Below are 19,477 nucleotides of genomic sequence, written 5' to 3'. Positions count from 1 at the left end.
AGTTAATTGTCCTCTTACTATGAGCTATTAGCCATTAGCCTTTTGATATGAAATTCTCAAACCGCCTCGTCTGGTTGATAGCGATCGCTTTCGGAGTCATAATTTTACTTACCTTGATCGCCGCTCCCAATGGTAGCAAAATCAATAGTGGTTCCACCTACAACCGTGCTCCCGATGGCTATGGTGCTTGGTATGCTTTTATGCAAGACCGTGGAACTACTATCAAACGCTGGCAAAAGCCTTTTCAGGAATTACAAACAGAAAAACGTCCCGTAACTCTCCTAAAAATATACAGCCAGTTAAGCGAGCCTATTTTTTTGTCTGAAGAAAAAGAATGGGTAAAAGCTGGTAATACTTTAGTTGTCTTGGGTGTGCGCGAAAGGGTTAGTGCAGCCGAATTTAGCACTATGCAAAAATCACCCTCAGGTGATGTCAAAATTGAAACGCGGCGAAGAAAGTCGTCTTTATCGAAGGACAAAATTTCTTTGGGCGATCGCTTTGGCGCTGTGGTTTGGGAAGAAAAGCAAGGTAATGGAAAAGTTATTTTTTCTACTACTCCTTATTTAGCTGCTAATGCTTACCAAGATTATTTAAGTAATTTCGAGTATTTAGCTGATTTAGTTAATCAAAAAGGTAACTTACTATTTGTGGATGAATACATCCACGGTTATAAAGATGCTGATGTCAGAAAGAGTGAAGGCAAAGGTGACATATTTAGTTATTTGGCTCAAACTCCATTATTTCCAGCATTTATACAAATAGGTGTTTTGCTAGCGGTGTTAGTTTGGGCACACAATCGTCGCTTTGGTAGTGTGGCAACTTTAGATACTCCTGAGCTTGATAACAGCACAGCTTACATCCAAGCCCTAGCAGCAGTACTGCAAAAAGCTGAATCCACAGACTTTGTAGTTGAAATGGTAGGTAAAGAGGAACAACTGCAACTTCAAAAAGCTCTGGGATTGGGATCGCAACTGTTGGATCGCCAAACTTTAATTAATGCTTGGCAACAACGAACAGGCGCTACTAGAGCAGAATTAAATGCAGTTTTACAACAGCAAGATCGGAAACGTCGCCTCAGTGAACGAGAATTGATTGGCTGGTTGCAGAAATGGCAAACCCTGAGGGTGAAAGGGAACAGGTGACAGGTGACAGGGGACAGGGATTAGGAAGAAATTTTAATACCGAATACCCAATCCCCGATCCTTAATCCCCAATCACCAGTACCCAGTACCTTTTTAGTGTACGCAATTCATGAAGCCTATTATTATCTAACTATAATCAGTATAAATAACAACATGAGCGAAAGCATTTCTGTATTTAATCGCCTCAGCCAAGGGCTGAACCGAGTTATTGTCGGGCAATCTATCCTAATACAACAGCTACTTGTAGCGCTGTTGGCAGGTGGACACGTAATTTTGGAAGGAGTGCCAGGAACTGGTAAAACATTGCTAGTGAAAGTGCTAGCACAGTTAATTCAAGCAGAATTTCGTCGCATTCAACTCACGCCTGATGTTTTGCCTGCGGATATTACTGGTACGAATATTTTTGATTTAAATAGCCGTGATTTTACTTTGAAAAAGGGGCCAATATTTACTGAAGTTTTATTAGCAGACGAAATTAACCGCACTCCTCCCAAAACCCAGGCGGCACTACTGGAAGCGATGGAAGAAATGCAGGTAACGCTAGATGGTGAAAGTTTGCCTTTACCAGATTTATTTTGGGTGATTGCAACCCAAAACCCTTTGGAATTTGAGGGTACTTATCCTTTGCCAGAAGCACAACTAGATAGGTTTCTATTCAAGTTGGTGGTAGATTATCCTGATGAAGCATCGGAAAAGCAAATGTTACTAAATCGCCAAGCGGGTTTTGCAGCGCGACGCTTGGATATTGCTCGTCTCAAATCAGTGGCAACGGTAGCAGAAATTTTGCAGGCGCGGCAAGAAGTCAAACAAGTGAAAGTTTCGGAAGCAATTATTGATTATTTGCTGGGATTGGTAAGAGTATCGCGACAGTATCCAGATTTAGCATTGGGTGCATCACCTCGTGCCGCTGGTGCATGGTTTGTGACGGCACAAGCAACAGCATACTTGGCAGGGCGGGATTTTGTCACTCCAGATGATATCAAAGCAGTTGCACCACCGTTGTTGCGTCATCGCCTGCTTTTGAAACCTGAGGCGCTCTTGGATAATTTGCAAATGGATGGTGTTATTGCATCAATACTAAATAAAGTACCAGTACCAAGGTGAGCTTGATGGGAAAGTCTCTGTTGAAAATGCGTAAGTCTAAAAAAATAATTGTAATAACAACAGTAAGATTTTTCTAAAACTAGGTGAGGAAAATAGCTATGAAGATTGCACTAGGAGCAGATTTTTACGGGTTTGAACTGAAGGAGGCACTCAAGCAACATCTACTAAAAAAAGGAATAGAAGTAGAAGATTTAGGTATTAGCGATCGCACTGCCACGACGCCTTATTATGAGACTGCAACTGTGGTAGCTCAAAGGGTAGGAAAGCAACAAGCAGAACGAGGTATTTTAGTATGTGGCACTGGAATGGGAATGGCTATTATCGCCAACAAGCACCCTGGTGTTTATGCAGCTGTGTGCGAAAATCCTAATGCCGCTGAAAAATCTCGCTCGATCAATAATTCTAATATCCTTACTTTGGGAGGGTTCATTACTTCACCAGAATCCGCTTTGGAAATTGTTGATACTTGGTTGAAAACCGAGTTTACTCAGGGATGGGAACCAAGTATTCAAGAATGGTTACAAAACTCGATGCATGATATTGCCGACTTAGAGAAGCAACAGTTTGGGAAAGAATAAATGCGATCGCTAATATTTCTTTTTTTCTACTGCTGGTTTTCTTTATCTTCCCCATCTTCCAAGAAATGATACCCTCTAAAAAAGTTTATTTATTGTTGATTTTAGGAATTGCGATCGCCTCTATTTTCGCAATTTTTTTCAGTATTCCTACTAGTATCGCTATCACTTTACTATTTGATGCCGTAGTTCTGGCATTAATGGTTGTGGATGGTTTACGAGTACGTAGCGATCGCGTTGGGGTGGTGCGCGAATTACTGCCACGATTGTCTGTAGGGCGAGATAATTTGGTTGTGCTGCGAGTTACATCGGGAAAAAGCAAGGCAGTAGTTCAAATCCGCGATTACTATCCAGCTGGGTTTGGCGTATCTGATACAACTCTACGCGCTACACTTCCCAAACAAAGCACCCAAGAATTATCCTATACTGTTCGCCCAACCCAACGTGGAGAGTTTGCTTGGGGAGATATTCAGGTGCGACAACTCGGCGCTTGGGGATTAGCTTGGAGTGATTGGAAGATTCCCCAAAGTTTGAAAGTTAGGGTTTATCCAGATTTGGTAGGGTTGCGATCGCTTTCTATTCGTCTAACATTGCAATCTTCTGGTTCAATTCGCCAATTTCGTCGTTTGGGTATCGGCACAGAGTTTGCCGAATTGCGCAACTATCGAACTGGAGATGATTTGCGGTTCATTGATTGGAAAGCTACAGCACGTCGGGTAGGTGCTTCTAGCAATGCGCCTCCATTAGTGAGGGTACTGGAACCAGAACAAGAGCAAACTTTACTGATTTTGCTGGATCGCGGACGATTGATGACAGCAAAAGTACATAATTTGCAACGGTTTGACTGGGGTTTAAATACAACTTTATCTTTAGCTTTGGCTGGGTTACATCGAGGCGATCGCGTTGGGGTAGGTGTATTTGATCGGCAAATGCATACATGGATTACTCCAGAACGCGGACAACAGCATTTAGGTACTTTAATCGATCGCCTGACACCAATTCAACCAGTGCTTTTAGAATCTGATTATATGGGTGCTGTGACTCATGTTGTCCAGCAGCAAAGCCGCAGGGCACTTGTAGTCATTATCACTGACATAGTAGATGTCACTGCTTCCAGCGAACTCCTTGCCGCACTTTCTAGGCTTACTCCCCGTTATTTGCCGTTTGCTGTCACCTTGCGCGATCCGCAAGTGGATCTTCTAGCACATACCCCCCTTTCTCTAGAGGGGAACTCAGTAGATGTTACCGCTGCTTACAGGCGTGCAGTCGCCCTAGATTTATTAGCACAACGACAAGTGGCATTTGCACAACTCAAGCAAAAAGGTGTATTAGTACTCGATGCACCAGCAAATCAGATTGCAGATCAATTGGTAGAGAAATATTTGCAGCTTAAGGCACGAAATCAATTATAAATTTAGTCATTGGTTATTTGTCATTTGTCATTGGTCATTAGTCATTCATTATTCTCCGTGTCTCCTTGTCCCCTTGTCTCTCCATCCCCTGCTTCCAAAGGAAAGGTTGCTATGCCTCCAAATTTTACTACTCAAAATCTTACCCAACAGCTTAATATTGGTAACATTGTCAGTCTTGGCAGCTACTTATATCGTTCTCGCTTTAAACAATATTTCCAACTAGCATTAATTGCTCATTTATGGTTGTTTGTTCCTATTTATGGATGGGCAAAGTTTTATGCAACTGCCGGACTGATATCACGCTTGATTTTTAGCGATATTATTGGTCAAAAAGAAAGTATTAGGAGTGCAAAGTTTCATGTTAATAAGCACTTTTGGCAGTTTTTACTTACCGTTATCTTAAGTATATTGATATGCTTACTACAATTTCTGATTTTTTATATTCTGTGTTCTCTTGCATCAGGAATAATTTATCTAATATTAGCAACAATTTTTGGATTAATTTCTCAACCAATTAATCAAGTCAACCCTTTTAGTAATCTATTATTTACAATAATTATTATCCCAACAGTAATAGCTGTATATTTAAGTCCTCTATGGTTTTACTCACGTTTTTTTCTTACTGATTTACCTTTAGCAATAGAGGATAAGATAAATTCTATTCAAGCCATGAAGTTGAGTAGGCAACTAACTAAAGGTTTAACGCTGCGTATTATTGCTATTATATTAATCGCATTTTTTATTACTCTGCCTATCCAAATTTTACTGTGGTTAATTTTAAGTTTTGGATTTAGCATTATCTTGGGGAGAATATCTGATCTATTATTTACACAATCAGGAAATAATAATGATTTTATAATTAGCAGCATTGTGCTAATTGCTTTAAATTTAATTAACGGAATTATCCTCATGCCGTTTTGGCAATCAGTTAAATCCGTTGTTTACTACGATATTATTTGTCGCCGAGAAGGCTATGATTTGATATTGCGCGATCGCAGTATAGAACAAACATCTTAATTTGATTACTGCTGCATTGAAGGTACAGGAAAAATTTTGCTAAATATAGGAATGCGTGGGTTACGATTAGTAACAGATTTTTTTGTATTAGCAGCTAAATCTTTATTGGAAGAATCAGATTGATTACCTAATTGAGGTTGCACATTTTGCTCTGTAGCAACATCATTTTGAGAAGATATTGATATCACATTATTATCATTTTTATCTCGATTTAACTCTCTCACATTTTGAGCATAAGAAGGCATTGCAATTGCAGCAGAACTAACTATTAAAACAAGTGTTATTAGATGGTGATTAAATTGATGCATATAAATGATTTTTAAAAAATTTCAAAATTAACAGGAAGGTTGTGAGAGAGCACTCTTGCTCTAATTGTCGTTACCAGGTTCAACCTGGTAACAAGGATTTGTGGGCTGGTAACTCAAGGCTGTTTGGACTTGTGCAAGATGTGACATGAGAAGTTTATGGAATTCGAGTGCTGCATTCCACAAAATATATATGTGCGTTGCCAATTCAACTTTCAACTTTTACTGAATCAAATCAAAGTGGCTAATGAAGTGGGATTTTTATTTATGCCCAGTTACATCATTCAATGATGCTTTATTTCTCAGCTGATAAAAACTGATTTGATAGATGCACCTGTAAAGGGGACTAGTGAATAGGGACTAGGGACTAGAGACTAGGAATAAAGAAACTTTAATACCCGATACCCAATACCTAACTATTTAAAATTTATCTTTTTACAAAGAGTATATACAATAGAGAAATTTCGGAAATATATAATTTCTCTTACACTGTTCTAAAAAGCTTGTGTTTTAGATGATTTAGTCAACTATTAAAAATAAACTATAAACTATTTATAAAGTTTCAACAAAGAAACATTTTGTGGGTTCATTACATAAATTAAATTCTGCAATATTTATTGGTTAATCAACTTTTACTTAAAAACTAAAGCTAGTCCGCAAAACACCCATAGTAATTGGATCGCTATCTGGAGTATGTCTGGGTTCCCAGATATGAATTATCCCCGGTGTGATACTGATATTATCTGTTACTTGGAAGCGATAAAAAGCTTCGATATGATATGTGGTTCCTGGTTGCCCGCCAGCACGCCCTAAACCTGTATTGATGAAGTCAGGGACATTGTTTCCTACAGGCAGATCGCTATTTGTGATTTTTGGGGGTTGTCCGAAATAAATTCCACCTAAATTACCCTTGCCAAACAAATCGGGGAAATTGAGATACACCATGTAATTAGTTGTCTCTACAGTTCCCGATCTGCCCGGAATATAAGAATTTGTGTAACCAAACCACCCACCCAAAGTAACGCGGGATGAAATTTGCCAATTCATAGAAGCGCCAAGGGCATTTGTTTGTAGCGGTTCTGATTTTCCTGTTGCGGGATTCGTCGCGGTTAAGCAATCATCACCTGCAAAACTAAGCAAACATCCATCTGATGAATAATTATTAACGTAATATAAACTCAGATCCAAAACGTCAGATGGTGTCAGTAATAATTGCACAGCACCGGTTGTGTGACCGTCAAATAAACCACTGCGTTTTCCAGGATTTCCAGGAGTATTACTAGAATAAATTGCCTGTAAGCTAGCCCTTTTAGCAAATTGCCAATCAACAGCAATACCACCTTTACCAAATCCAATGTCTAAAATCGGATTTCTTTGTGCAAACCATGATAATGGCCCTGTAGCAGCACTCTCATACCGATTCGGGCCTCGAAAAGCAGTGGTCATACTGACGCCTTCTGTTCCTATCATTACAGCTAAATTATCAGTAACCAACCAGTGATAATTGAGATCGCTTACGATTAATTGACCATCAGTAGGATATTCGTAACTAAGAAAAACATCATTGCTAAGTCTGGGTTCTGTTGAACCGTCGGCAGCTAAAAGACCAGTAAATAGGTAACTGCGGGGACTGATTTGAGTAGTTAAAAATAGCAGGTGTTGATAGATAAGATTAGTGTTTGTACCTGCATCATCTGTATCTTTTTTCCCATCTCTTGGGGAAATATCAGCACGATTTTGGGTACGCCCTTGAATACCAATTATTGATAAACCACTGAGTTTAGTAGTTGTCGAAAATTGATTGGCTTCTATTTTGGCAGTGCGAGCTTCTAAATTATCGACTCGACTTCGCAAAGTTGCTAATTCAGCAGCAAAGTCTTCTTGTAATTTTTGTAGAGTTGTTAAATCTTCGTGGCGAATTACATCACTGGTAGCTGTAGCGATGAGTTCATTCACCCGATCTAGACAAGCATTTAATCCGGCTGCAAATTCGTAACGAGTTAAAGCACGCTTGCCACGATACGTCCTATTTGGATAACCCACAATGCAGCCATAGCGTTTTACTAATGATTGCAATGCACCAAAAGCCCAGTCTGTAGGTTGCACGTCCCTGAGTTGAGAAACCGATGTAACTTGTGCCATCGGATCGTCAAGAACATTAGAGGATATTTCTGTTTGTTCCTCCAACTGTTCTGTGGGAATGGCGATCGCTGTTGTTGGTAGTCCGGTGACTCCTACTACTAATAAAAACGCAATGACCCAGGCTTGACCAATGTTCAACTTTTTACACTCTACCTTACATAGCATCAATGGAAGAGCTTATAAAAGTTGCCTTAATCCTGACATTCGTAAATTTACGCAATTTGTAAAAAACAACACTTTTATTTTTCTGGGCAATATTGGAAGATGGCGAGTATAAAAGAAAAATCACTTTAGTTATAGTTAAATCTACTGATAAAAGTATGGTCGATCGCTCCATCCATCCAGCGCCAAAACCATATCGACAGAATAAACAAAATCAATCTTCTGCCAAAACTACGAAGAAGCACATAGTCAAAAAATTACAAAAAAACTTGAAGAAGAGGCAGGGGAAAATTCCCACACAGAATTCCCAAAAAGGTACTACCCCGGTTGTACACCAAAAGAGTAAGGCAAAGTCAACTTTTGCTCCCAGGGGAAGTCATCTGGCATCAACACTAGCGATCGCAGCTTTGCTTGGCAGTCTTGGTTTAATTGCAGCCTTTGCCTGGGTAAGCATTGAATTAATCTTAAATCCCGACAAAGTAACTTGGCTAAATCGGCTTTTACCTGCATGGGTGAAATCCTTCAATAGCGCACAACAGCCTCAAAGCTTGGGCGAAATTCAAATTCACCTTACAAAAAAAGGGTGGATGGCAGGAGAAATTGTACCCTTAGCTGCAAATCCAACAGAAACTTTTGTTCTGCCAGTTCTCAAAGGGCGTGCCAATTGTCAGTCAAACTGTAAAGATGTAGTTGAACTCAGAGTTTATCAGCGATCGCACAACGTAGAACTACAATCCAAACCAGAAAAATACTACAATTTGATGGCTCAGTTACCTGTAACTGGGCTAGAAGAATCGTTTGTACTCAGCCCCTTAGTCAATGCTAATTCTGAGCGCCAAGGTTCAAGCACGCTCTTACCTATCAGTGAAGTGGGGCGCTTTGAAGGTGAGACACCATCCTCAGGTATTTGGTTTTATTTGCAGGGTAAGCGTGCTTCAGGAACTCATGCGATCGCTTACGGCTACATCGTTCACTACAATCCCGAACGCAGCCACCTCCAACTCATGTTGTCTTGGACAAGTCCCTCTGGGCAACTACCCCAATGGCAACAAGTAACTGGCAGTAGTACCAAAGAATTAGTTGTGGATCAAACAGTAGGCTTTGAACCTCAGCTACGTGTTTATCAAGCCAAGCCAATCGAGTTTATCCTCAACCCCGTTCAATTAGAAGAAGTTTCCCTGCAATCTCCTGCTCTCAATGATTCTACCTACCAAAATGCCCTGCTTCTTGCTCGCAGTGGATTGTGGACACCAGCGTGGGAATGGTTGCAATCGATAACCAAACAACGCCAAGGGAAAATTCCTGCGGCAGCGCAAGCACAAATCGATGTGATTCGCTTGCACTCTCAACTCACCAAAACTCAAGCCGATACAACTTGGATCAGCCCCAGCCAACAAGTCTTAGCAGATTTAATCGATGGACGTTGGCAAAAAGCTTTGCAGGTGTTTGAGGCATCTCCGCAGAATGCCCAAGAAATTGCCACTGTACTCAAGGCGGATGCAGGCAGGTTGTGGAGTCGCGTTGAAGCAGCACTGCAAGTCAATCCTCATCGAACAGAGGTGCAAGCTTGGGGTGCCTTAATTTTAGCAGTTCAGCATGGACACGAACGTGCCAATTCCTTCCTTAAAGAACAAACCAAACTTTCCCAAGAGTCTTTTGCATACATCCAAAGTCTACTTGCACAACAGTTGAAAATTAACCCCACTCACCCCAGCCGGATTATTGGCTCGGTGCGGGCGATCGCACCAGTACATCTCACCGAATGGTGGCAACCCAATTTTGTCGAGACACAAAAAACAGAAAAACAAGCTTGGTATCAAGTGGAGGTGACAGCTTTTCATAACGGTAAACGCTGGCTGTATTCTCCCTTTGCAAATTTAAACTTCACCAAAACTTCCTCAACAAAGTTTTTCTGGGAAAGTTTGGGATTAAATTCCGATCCTGAAATCGAGATCGTTGTCTGGCTTGCCAATGGAGAACAGCAAATAGTTACAGCTACAGTTAAAGGTGTACGCTTACGCAACACGCAATTGCAGCTATTAGTTGCTGTGGATGACAAAATTCCTCAAGATGGTAGCAACGCCATGCAACCCCCTCCTTTAGCACTTACATCAGAAGCGCTAGAGTGGGTGCAGCCTTCTGCGATCACTCTCGAACAGCTATACCAACAAAATGGACTGCGGGTAAAGGTTATACTCCCAACGGTGTGGCGTTTATTACAAGCTTCTGGACAACTGCCACCCGGTGAAATACCAAGCTTCTCCCAAATGTTGCAAAAGTTAGGCTACTGGCCAGTGCAAGAAATTGATTTAACAGGTAACGGTAAGCCGGAAACGGTGCTTACTATTTCGGCAGAAGCAATACAATCATTGCATCCAACCTCAGATGAAGATGGGGAGCAACAAAATCAATCTCGTCCGAGAACGCTCATCTTATCTGATACTGGTAAAATAATATATACAGATTTCAGCAATAACTCTGTACAGTTTTTGACAGCGATCGCCAAGCTTTCAACAACAGACTCTTTATCACTCTTAGTAGAGAACGCTAATTTTTACAAACTCAAGCGCTGGTCAGAAAAAAATCAGCGCTTTGAGTAGTAGCCATCTGAAGCGATTTTTGTATTACCTGTATTATCTATTCAGCTATTCTTCCTTGACTGTGCTGGCTATACGCTGCAATTTCAGGTTTTGCAACTGCTGTAACAGGCAGTCAATTTCTGCTTGTAAGTGTAGCAATTTGACCTGCTGATCCGCCTGATAAAAACACTTATCTAACTTTGTTGCCAGGGCTGTTTGAGACTCGAAATCAGAAACACTAGATTTAGACATTGCTTATTAAATTCAAAAATTAACTCACACCTTAAGTGATATTATAATAAACGATTTTGAAGATTTATTAAAAAATTATATAATTTCTATTTGCCACTGTAATATGTTGCAGCCTGTACACTAAATGACTACCAAGGAGATGATTTTTGTTCCCCCAGAAAACAACAATCTTGTGTAGGAGTAGTTAATAAAACGTAGCGCAAAGCTTTCCACAGAAGCACCTAAAAAGATAAACTGGCATTCTACATTAATTACTAGGGACTGGTAAAAAAGTCAAAAGTCAAAAATACTTTTCTTTTTTATTTTCTAGCCCTTAATCTCTAGTAACTAAACAAAACACTTTAATAAGCTTTAAAATCCCGTGACTTTGAGCCTGTCTGCTGTTAAACCTCATCGCCAACCCTGGCCTGGACTTATAGAGCAATATCGTGAATACTTGCCTGTCAGCGATCAAACGCCGATTGTGACTTTGTTGGAAGGTAACACTCCTTTGATCCCAATTCCCGCGATCGCAGAACGTATCGGCAGACAAGTACGTGTCTTCGTCAAATACGACGGTCTTAACCCCACTGGTAGCTTCAAAGACCGAGGAATGACGATGGCAATTTCTAAAGCCAAGGAAGCTGGCGCAAAAGCTGTGATTTGTGCAAGTACTGGCAACACCTCGGCGGCGGCAGCAGCTTATGCTAGACGTGGAGGAATGCGTGCCTTTGTATTGATCCCCGATGGTTATGTGGCGTTGGGTAAGCTGGCACAGGCGTTGCTGTATGGTGCAGAGGTATTGGCAATCAAAGGGAATTTTGACCAAGCTCTGGAAATTGTCCGGGAAATGGCTGAAAGTTATCCAGTGACTTTGGTGAATTCAGTTAATCCTTTTCGCTTAGAAGGACAAAAAACAGCGGCTTTTGAAATAGTCGATACCTTAGGGAATGCTCCCGACTGGCTGTGCATCCCAGTGGGTAATGCGGGAAACATCAGCGCATATTGGATGGGATTTTGTCAATATCATCAAGTTGGCAAGTGCGATCGCTTACCTCGGATGATGGGCTTTCAAGCTGCTGGTGCATCTCCTTTGGTTACGGGTAAGCCAGTACCACATCCAGAAACCATAGCCACTGCCATTAGAATTGGTAACCCTGCTAGCTGGGAAAAAGCCGTTGCAGTCAAATCAGCAAGTATGGGGAATTTTCATTCTGTCACTGATGCAGAAATTTTGGATGCCTATCGACTACTGGCATCAGAAGAAGGCATTTTTTGCGAACCAGCTAGCGCTGCTTCAGTTGCAGGTTTGTTGCAGGTGAAGGATCAAATTCCCACAGGTGCAACCGTAGTTTGCGTCCTCACAGGCAACGGTTTAAAAGACCCAGATACAGCCATTAAACACAGTCAAAGCCAATTTAAACAAGGTATTGAGGCAGAAATTAAAGCTGTAGCCGAGGCAATGGGATTGTGATATCCTCCCGGCAGTCCACAAATCCTCGTTACCAGGTTCAACCTGGTAACGAGAACTAGAGTATTCTGGCTCTTCTTAATGGAGCAAGGCTCTCATGGGCATGAAAAATCGACCACCGATAAACACAGATACACACAGATACATACAGATGAGTTACGGGTGTGCTCCGTTAGCTCTCTTTTTCTCTAGCCCCTAGCCTCTAGCCCCTAACCCCTATTTTCAAGTTAGATACTTAATAAACAGTAAGTAAATATCAAGCTATTGACATCTTGAAATGGTTTGGCCTATTTTTGGACAAATCTTTATCGATTAGACTTATCGCTTAAGAAATTCCTCATATTTTCAGACTTCAGTACAATAGGAGCTGGAAATTTATGCAGGTTCTTGTTAAGCGATAACTCAATATAAATAACCTTAAACAAAGATTGAGCAGCTCTTACTTGCGCAAGTTAAGTCAAGCTTTACTTCGGTTTCACGCCAGTTCATATTGGATCGGTGCGTGAGCTTCTACTAGCTTTGATGGAAACAGAAGAGGAAAATGATAATTTTCGATCCTAGTGCTTTAAGTGCCATTAGCTATGCTCAGAATGTAGCTGAAGTACGCAGCGTTAGCACGCAAAATCAATTTAGCTTGAGTATGAGAGAAGGTAAAAACTCGTGGCTAGGAAATAGCAGGGCTATTGCAGCCCCTAGTCTTACAGCCCAAGCAGATGATAGTAAATGTGGTTCGGGGAAACCACGCGATAAATATACGTGGCCGTTCGCCTGCGATAGCATTTGGAATATGCCGATTGGCTCGAATGCTAAATATGTTGATGCCCATATTGGCTCAAAAGGTGTTGGAGTTGACACTGATTGGTTTATTGTAGGCAAAGAAACAGATCCAGTTGTGCCAACCTATATGCCCGGAGCTTGGGGCGAAGGTCGCTGCACGGGGAAAACTCCCCAACACCAGGCACAGTGGCATCCCGAAGCGGCAGAGCATTTGCATATTCCTAAAGATCTGATTATTCCAGATGCAAGACACAATTTTACTCCAAATAACTCCTCTGCCGTTCTCAAACCCGATGGTAGAACCCTAGTCTCTTTTAACGTGACGGCTCGTTGTCAAGAGGGCGGCCCATTTTACGGTAGTTGGTTTGGAAAAACCGACATCTACGGAGATGGCATTGATGGTGGACATGGTGGCTCCGGGATGTCAAGTATTGGCGGTAGTATTCGCAAAGGCGAGTTGTTCAATGACACAGCTATTCGTCACGCACTCAAACTTGTGATTTGGGGCAAGTGGATGCACTACAATCCTTCATCACCAACACCTGGTCATCGTTGGCCTGCTCGTGCCGCTGATGCGGGTGCACCAAAACAATATCAGGGTTCTAACCCAGCTTTAGTCATGGGTTCGTTGCTGGCAATTCCACCGAACGTGAATATGAAAAGCTTGGGACTAACCACCAAAGCGGGTAAAAAGATTTTCCAGGCGATGCAGAACTACGGTGCTTATGTCGTTGACGATTCCGGTTTTGACTATAACTATATCTGTATTGAGCATGATGCCGAGCAGGAGTACAAGGCAGTTACCGGATATTACTTCAATGACGATAAAGCACTCCAAGCCGATCTCACCAAAATAATTGGTGTTTTGAAAGTTGTGGACAACAATGGGCCAAATAGCATCGGTGGTGGGGGTAAACCTCGCCGTCCTTTAGCTCCACCAATTGGAAATTAAGGCTTTATCTTACCTTCTGCCTCTGTCGCACGCTCCCGTGTCAAGCTATCAATTGCATCACCCAATGCGGTGGTAAGGTTTTTGCGGGTTTGGGCGTGATTGTCTTGCTCTATTTTCAAAGCTTGTTGCAGGCGATCGCGTTCTTTTATGACACTAATAAGTTTGGCTTTCAATTCTTCCACAGTTTTAATTTGGGCTATTTCTTTTTGCAGTGCAGTTTTAGCTGTAGCCTCATTGAATCGTTCTTCTTCAACACCTTGTAAACGCTCAATTTCTGTTTTCAAAGACGCGATCGTTTGTTTAAAGAACTCAGCATCTGTGCGGCGCTGTTCTGCTTCTGTGTTGTAAAGTTTACGCCATTTTTCCGCACTTTCCCATCCAGCATGACGTTCTTGCTGTAACTGTGCTACCTGCTGTTGCAATGTCTGAATTTCCGTTAACCACTGTTGCGTTAATTCTTGAGTCATAAATGTAAATGGGGAAGATGGGGGATAAGGGGACAAGCAGGGGAGCACCAGGAGCAGAGGAGAACAACTAGCTACTAACTACTGTACGGGCGGGTTTAGAAGATAAATTGTCGGTTTTAACCCAAAGATCATCAATAAAACCCGCACGGCAGTCGCTACAACGGAGGGAACCTCCGCAACGCGCTGCCTCCCCTACTAACCACTAATCAATGACCAATGACTAATGTAGTAATTATTGTTACTTATAGCAAAAATATACTTGAAAATTTCCCAGACGAGAGTAGAATGTTTGCGATTTAGTAACAAAAATGCGATCGCTCTTATGTCAAAGCCACTCTCTCGCTTTTACACAATTGAACCTGAAGTTAGAGCACCCACCTTGAGGCGGTTGCGTTACCTGAGTCGGCTACTGGATAAAGCTGTTATTATTCCTGGAACGAACCTTGGTATCGGTTTAGATCCGATTATAGGATTAATACCTATTGGTGGTGATTTTCTGGGGGTTATGCTTTCTGCCTACATTATCTTGGAAGCAGCACGCTTAGGTACGCCAGCAGCAACTTTGGGCAGAATGGTTGTTAATATCATCATTGATGGTTTGGTGGGTGCTTTCCCCGTGCTAGGAGATTTATTTGATTTTGCTTGGACAGCAAACGAATACAATATCAAACTGCTAGAAGAATACTTAAAGTTTCCAAGCCAAAGAAAAAGTGCAGATGGGTGGTTTATCTTTGTAGTCTTGATTGGATTATTGCTTGTCTCCATTGTATTAGTTGCATTGCCTGTGCTACTAATTAGACTGCTGTGGGGAGTTTTAACTGGCAATTAAAAGAGTGATTGACAAAAAGAATGAACGATTGGTGGCAAGTAACTTTTCCAAAAGGGCGGCAAAGTCTAACAATTATTGATGCTCATGGTTATCCTGTACAAATTGCCTATGGCGAAATAGGTACTGGTAAACCTCTAATTTTCTTACATGGTATGGGTAGCTGGAGCTACAATTGGCGTCACAGCATTCAGCCATTATCTAAATACTTTCGGGTGATTTGTTTTGATGCCAAAGGTTACGGTTTTTCTGAAAAACCTGTCTCTCGTCGAGAACAAAGCGGTCATCAAGTGATAGAGTTAGAGCGAATAATTCGGGAATTAACTGATGAACCCGTAGCAATTGTGGCAGAGTCTTTAGGTGGTTTAGTTACTCTTGCCTTTGCTCAAAAAAATCCGCAGTTAATAGGGCGGTTAGTAGTAGTAAACGTACCTATTTTTGCTGAACGCTTGCCTCATTGGGGAATGTCACTACTTGCTCATACTCCACTGGAAATAGTGCAAACAATTGATACGTTGCGTTTAGCATATCTGTTAGCACCATTTGTTAGAGAAGTGATGGCAATAGAACGGCGTGGAGTGCTATTCGATCCGTCAATATTGACTCAAGAAGATGTTTATTGGATCACTTATCCGTTTATTGAATTTCCGGGCACTCTTACCAAAGTAGCTGAAGAGATACAAATAGCTGCACGAGAAATTGAGAATTTTCAAGCAAATAAACCAAATTTACTCAGCAATATCCAAAATAATCTTGGTGCCATTCAATGTCCCACATTAGTTTTGTGGGGTGAACAAGATAGTTGGTTTCCTGCTAGTCATGGTGAAAAATTGCATCAATGTCTTCCGAATTCTAAGTTACAAATTCTATCTAACTGCTGTCACGATGCTTCAATGGGAGCTTCTCAAGAAGTAAATACAGCTATTTTTAAGTTTTTGCAGGAGACAGAATTCTAGATATTAAGATCCCCGACTTTTGGTCAGAAGTCGGGGCTCTGTGTTTTTAGTTTATTTATGTTGACTGAACTTTAAGACAGCCATTCTAAAACAGCTTCTTCCTTAGTGTTGGTATTGCGTGATGGAGTTTCACGAGTAAACTTCATGTGAATTGAACGTGTTTGTTCGCCATCAGCAGCAACAGCCATAATTGGATAGTCAATCAAGCCATCCTGGAAGGACATCTGGAAGCGGAAGGTACCATCTGGATTGAGCTTAATCGGACGACCACCAATTGTTACAGTTGCATCAGGTTCGGTTGCACCGTAGACAATCAACTCAGCATCAGCAATTAACCAGAACTGGCGCGGACGCATTGGTACGGCGGAGGCAGAGAAGCCAACACCAGACATACCAACACCAGACATGGTTAAACCAGATACGGTAGGTACAGCCCACATTCCCACACCAGATGGGAAAACGTAGGAACTGATCGCTTGTTCTGGAACCATTGAGCCAGGAACGTGCTGCATCGAACCAAATAGTGAACCAGCAACCCGCATTGCTTCCACAGACTCTGCCATGCCAAAGATTTGGTCGTAAATGGCATTGCCGTTTGCAGTAGCAGCAACTTTCTTGGCAGGTGGAACTAGTTCGTAGAAGGTCTTTCCGCGTAATTCTTCATCAAAATTGACGGTAAGGAAGACATCTTCAATCCAGTCAGATGGATACACAGGAGGAACGTGTACGGGAGCAGAACGGGCTAGGACTAACCAACGACCATCTGCGCAACGGTAGCCGATGTCGATAACATAATCGCGATCGCTCACCGGAACTGGTAAATACCATTCCCGCGCTAGCTCATCGCAAGGATACTCTTGAATGCTATGAGGACTTTGATAATCAAAGCTGATGTCAGTCACATCGTAAATCCGCAGCGCCAGCTGTTGTCCTCCCTGACGACGCAGTTCTTCTTTGTGTTCGTTAGGAACATCCCAATAGGTATAAGCCCACTGTGGATCGCGAGGCATCAACACAATCCGGCTTTCACCATAACCAGCAGGTAAGTCGCCTATTCCTTCATCTACATCAGCAAGAGTACCGCCATTACGATCTTCCTGACCCAATTCAAATTTTGCTGCTTCCACGGTTTCCTGTGCCTCCATTAAGCGAGATTGGCTAATAGAAACTTTGCTGCGCTCTACGTCTTGAATCGCTGCCAGCAATTGAGATTTACGCATTCGGCTGTAGCGAGAGACTCCATATTCGCTGGCAACTCTACGTAGTTGCCGCAATGTCATCTCTTCTAGCGGTGGGCGTTCTTTTGCCATGAATTTGGCCTCCAGTCGTTTGAAAGGTAAATGATATACCTCTTGTTAAAAGTCGTGATTGAATCTAGAATCCACTTCAGCTGTTTGATATGTGACCCCTGTTCTACTTAGTTATTTTGTTTTTAGTGTGTTTTGTTTTAAATTGCGGGCTAACCCCTTTCAATTTTTTGGTTTTGGTTATGCCAAGGTCAGCACTTTTTGTTTTTTTGAGAGTAGAGGAGCCTTTTGTTAAAAAATACTAACCATTAACCTCCGGGTGGAATCAAGGGGGTATGAGACCTGTTTTTAAGGCTTCCACGAATTTTTAAACTCTTCCGGGATCGAAATGTCAAAATATCATGACAAAAATAGCAAAAACGGCTCTTTTACAAGTCAAAAACAGGCAGCAATGTCATAGTTTTATGACATTACGAGAAGCTTAAAACAAAATGAACTGCCAACGAAATTCTTTTCATTGGCAGTTCAGGCTAATAAGGCTTGTAGAGCAACTCTAAATGTCCTCAGTCAAGATTTTGGAATTTAACTAGGTGTACCCCAGCCATCCGTTGAAAATCTGGAAACAACCTCATCAATATCTGTTCCATCCGGGGAAATCTCGCCAAGTATTGGGTAAAGTCTGCTGGAATGTATAGCGAACGATGCAATTTATACCTTGAATCCCACGTCTCTATTTGCTGGATGTTCTGAATTCCCCACTGAAATTTAGCACTTGTATGCTTGACTGCATCAAATCTGTGTCGAACTGCTAGCAGAAGTTGGGAGATTGCATCAAATACAATCCAAGAACCTGGAAAATGTTCTGCTAATGTTGCAAACAAAGCCTTTACCTGTTGCTCAGAAAAAAAAAGTAAGACTCCTTCTGCAATGAACAAGATTGGCTCATTTGTGGAGGCTTTGACTGACTCTATCCAATCTGTTTCAAACACTGAAGCGGAAATGAACTGACGGCGATCGCTTTCCTCAAAAAACTTTCTTCTTACTGTCATCGCATCTGGTAAATCTAAATCAAACCAGCGCAACTTTCCATCATCCAATCGCTCAAATCGAGTATTTAAACCCGCGCCAATTTCTAAAACAGGAGTTTGAGGATGCGTCTGTAGAAGTTCGCTAACTATGCGATCAAACGCTTTACCTCGAATACATACTGTAGTTTGAGAGCTTTTCTCCTGAAAGAATTTCTGGAAGTCATAGTCAATCTGAGTGAGGATCTGAGCAGCTCTTGGATCGGTCAGAATGGGATCGAGTTGGTTGATCTCAACCGCTCGCGCCCATAGCGTTATTAGCAAGGTTTCTTGGATAGTACCTAAGTTGAGAGTTGTTGCATTCATGATCATTCTCTATTGTTGTTAAATTAGCCAACTAGCTCACCACGAAGCTTTTGCTTGGCTCCCTTGTAATATGTCAGGATTATCTAAACTTCTCTTCTTGATGTTTCGCGATGCGGCAAAGGCGAGCGCTAACACTTTAAATTTATGAATTACCGTAGATAAAGTAAATTTATCTGTTCTCTTTAACCTTTTCAAAAAAACAATTGGTGCTGTAAAAATAGACCAAGGAAAGCCGTCAGACACAATTGACTTAATATTATGTTCTCCATAGCATAGTTTTAACCCTTGATAACCACTATTCCATCTATATATTTGTTCAATCCAAGCTTTTTTAGGTGGCTTATCCATTGTTATTTCTGTCAGGCTAGGAGTTCTGTTCGTAGAAACAACATTTGTGAATATTTCAGCTACAAATCCTGCATATTTGGCTAGGATAGTCAGATGAGTGTCTTCAATTCTTGTCCCTGGATACCTTTGAGAAATTACAACTATCAAACTGACAAGCGCGTCAATTCTTCCGACTATACCTCCTCCTGTCATAGACTTACAGCCGCTGTATTTACCATGAACAGTATCTAGAAAAAATTGCAGAGGAGGCACTTCCTTATTAAAGTTAGGCAGGAGAACTTTACTTCCATCTATAGCTCCTTTTTGATAAACAGCAAATCTGCTTCTTGCTCCCAGAATATCTATTTCTGATTGTTTTTGTAATTTGCTGACT

The 19,477-nt window shown here is 41.6% G+C and carries 16 protein-coding genes and 1 pseudogene; 10 read left to right on the top strand and 7 right to left on the bottom strand.

The features are described from left to right. Positions 1-47: 47 nt before the first annotated feature. The 5 genes from UYC_RS0130705 (at position 48) to UYC_RS0130685 (ending at position 5,250) form a co-directional block, all read left to right on the top strand. Positions 48-1,142 (top strand): DUF4350 domain-containing protein, encoded by a 1,095-nt coding sequence (locus UYC_RS0130705; protein ID WP_016877981.1) that lies wholly within the window; start codon positions 48-50, stop codon positions 1,140-1,142. 153 nt (positions 1,143-1,295) lie between these two features. Further along, positions 1,296-2,246, top strand: a complete 951-nt coding sequence (locus UYC_RS0130700; RefSeq protein ID WP_016877980.1) for an AAA family ATPase — start codon at positions 1,296-1,298, stop codon at positions 2,244-2,246. A gap of 98 nt (positions 2,247-2,344) precedes the next feature. Beyond that, positions 2,345-2,824 carry an RpiB/LacA/LacB family sugar-phosphate isomerase gene (locus tag UYC_RS0130695; RefSeq protein WP_016877979.1) on the top strand — a complete coding sequence of 160 codons (480 nt, stop codon included), beginning with the start codon at positions 2,345-2,347 and terminating at the stop codon, positions 2,822-2,824. A 65-nt stretch (positions 2,825-2,889) separates the two neighbouring features. Further along, on the top strand, positions 2,890-4,233 hold the full coding sequence (locus UYC_RS0130690) for a DUF58 domain-containing protein (protein ID WP_016877978.1): 1,344 nt from the start codon (positions 2,890-2,892) through the stop codon (positions 4,231-4,233). 111 nt (positions 4,234-4,344) lie between these two features. Then, positions 4,345-5,250 carry a hypothetical protein gene (locus UYC_RS0130685; protein WP_016877977.1) on the top strand — a complete coding sequence of 302 codons (906 nt, stop codon included), beginning with the start codon at positions 4,345-4,347 and terminating at the stop codon, positions 5,248-5,250. A gap of 5 nt (positions 5,251-5,255) precedes the next feature. Here UYC_RS0130685 and UYC_RS0130680 read toward each other — a convergent pair whose 3' ends face one another. Both UYC_RS0130680 and UYC_RS0130675 read right to left on the bottom strand, forming a co-directional pair. After that, entirely contained in the window at positions 5,256-5,558 is a 303-nt protein-coding gene (locus tag UYC_RS0130680) for a hypothetical protein (protein ID WP_016877976.1), read from the bottom strand. Positions 5,559-6,191: 633 nt separating this feature from the next. Next, the gene (locus UYC_RS0130675) at positions 6,192-7,862 is read right to left on the bottom strand and encodes an iron uptake porin (protein WP_016877975.1); all 1,671 of its coding nucleotides are present in this window, start codon (positions 7,860-7,862) and stop codon (positions 6,192-6,194) included. A gap of 155 nt (positions 7,863-8,017) precedes the next feature. Here UYC_RS0130675 and UYC_RS0130670 point away from each other — a divergent pair, with 155 nt between their 5' ends. Next, positions 8,018-10,459 (top strand): hypothetical protein, encoded by a 2,442-nt coding sequence (locus tag UYC_RS0130670; RefSeq protein WP_235083094.1) that lies wholly within the window; start codon positions 8,018-8,020, stop codon positions 10,457-10,459. A 45-nt stretch (positions 10,460-10,504) separates the two neighbouring features. Here the strand turns inward: UYC_RS0130670 and UYC_RS0130665 are convergent, their stop codons facing one another. Then, on the bottom strand, positions 10,505-10,690 hold the full coding sequence (locus UYC_RS0130665; protein ID WP_016877973.1) for a hypothetical protein: 186 nt from the start codon (positions 10,688-10,690) through the stop codon (positions 10,505-10,507). Positions 10,691-11,051: 361 nt separating this feature from the next. Between UYC_RS0130665 and thrC the strand changes: the two genes are divergently transcribed. Together thrC and UYC_RS0130655 are read left to right on the top strand one after the other, a co-directional pair. After that, complete coding sequence (thrC, locus tag UYC_RS0130660; RefSeq protein WP_016877972.1) at positions 11,052-12,143, top strand: threonine synthase; 1,092 nt, start codon at positions 11,052-11,054, stop codon at positions 12,141-12,143. A 538-nt stretch (positions 12,144-12,681) separates the two neighbouring features. Beyond that, the gene (locus UYC_RS0130655) at positions 12,682-13,869 is read left to right on the top strand and encodes a hypothetical protein (protein WP_016877971.1); all 1,188 of its coding nucleotides are present in this window, start codon (positions 12,682-12,684) and stop codon (positions 13,867-13,869) included. Here UYC_RS0130655 and UYC_RS0130650 read toward each other — a convergent pair. Then, entirely contained in the window at positions 13,866-14,336 is a 471-nt protein-coding gene (locus UYC_RS0130650; RefSeq protein WP_016877970.1) for a hypothetical protein, read from the bottom strand. The genes UYC_RS0130655 and UYC_RS0130650 overlap by 4 nt on opposite strands. 322 nt (positions 14,337-14,658) lie before the next feature. Between UYC_RS0130650 and UYC_RS0130645 the strand changes: the two genes are divergently transcribed. Beyond that, entirely contained in the window at positions 14,659-15,165 is a 507-nt protein-coding gene (locus UYC_RS0130645) for a DUF4112 domain-containing protein (protein WP_016877969.1), read from the top strand. A gap of 20 nt (positions 15,166-15,185) precedes the next feature. Next, the gene (locus tag UYC_RS0130640) at positions 15,186-16,118 is read left to right on the top strand and encodes an alpha/beta fold hydrolase (protein ID WP_016877968.1); all 933 of its coding nucleotides are present in this window, start codon (positions 15,186-15,188) and stop codon (positions 16,116-16,118) included. A gap of 71 nt (positions 16,119-16,189) precedes the next feature. Here UYC_RS0130640 and UYC_RS0130635 read toward each other — a convergent pair whose 3' ends face one another. From UYC_RS0130635 to UYC_RS0130625, 3 genes and pseudogenes are all read right to left on the bottom strand, one after another. Beyond that, a complete protein-coding gene (locus UYC_RS0130635; protein WP_016877967.1) occupies positions 16,190-17,428 on the bottom strand; it encodes a DUF4912 domain-containing protein in 1,239 nt (412 codons plus the stop codon). A 500-nt stretch (positions 17,429-17,928) separates the two neighbouring features. Next, positions 17,929-18,756 (bottom strand): class I SAM-dependent methyltransferase, encoded by an 828-nt coding sequence (locus UYC_RS0130630; RefSeq protein ID WP_016877966.1) that lies wholly within the window; start codon positions 18,754-18,756, stop codon positions 17,929-17,931. 36 nt (positions 18,757-18,792) lie between these two features. After that, positions 18,793-19,477: pseudogene (locus UYC_RS0130625) on the bottom strand (hypothetical protein); the annotation flags it as partial.

Source organism: Chlorogloeopsis fritschii PCC 6912 (assembly GCF_000317285.1).
In the GTDB taxonomy this organism is placed as follows: Bacteria; Cyanobacteriota; Cyanobacteriia; order Cyanobacteriales; family Nostocaceae; genus Chlorogloeopsis; species Chlorogloeopsis fritschii.
The sequence above is the reverse complement of the archived record's forward strand: the minus strand, read 5'-3'. Positions and strand labels throughout refer to the sequence as shown.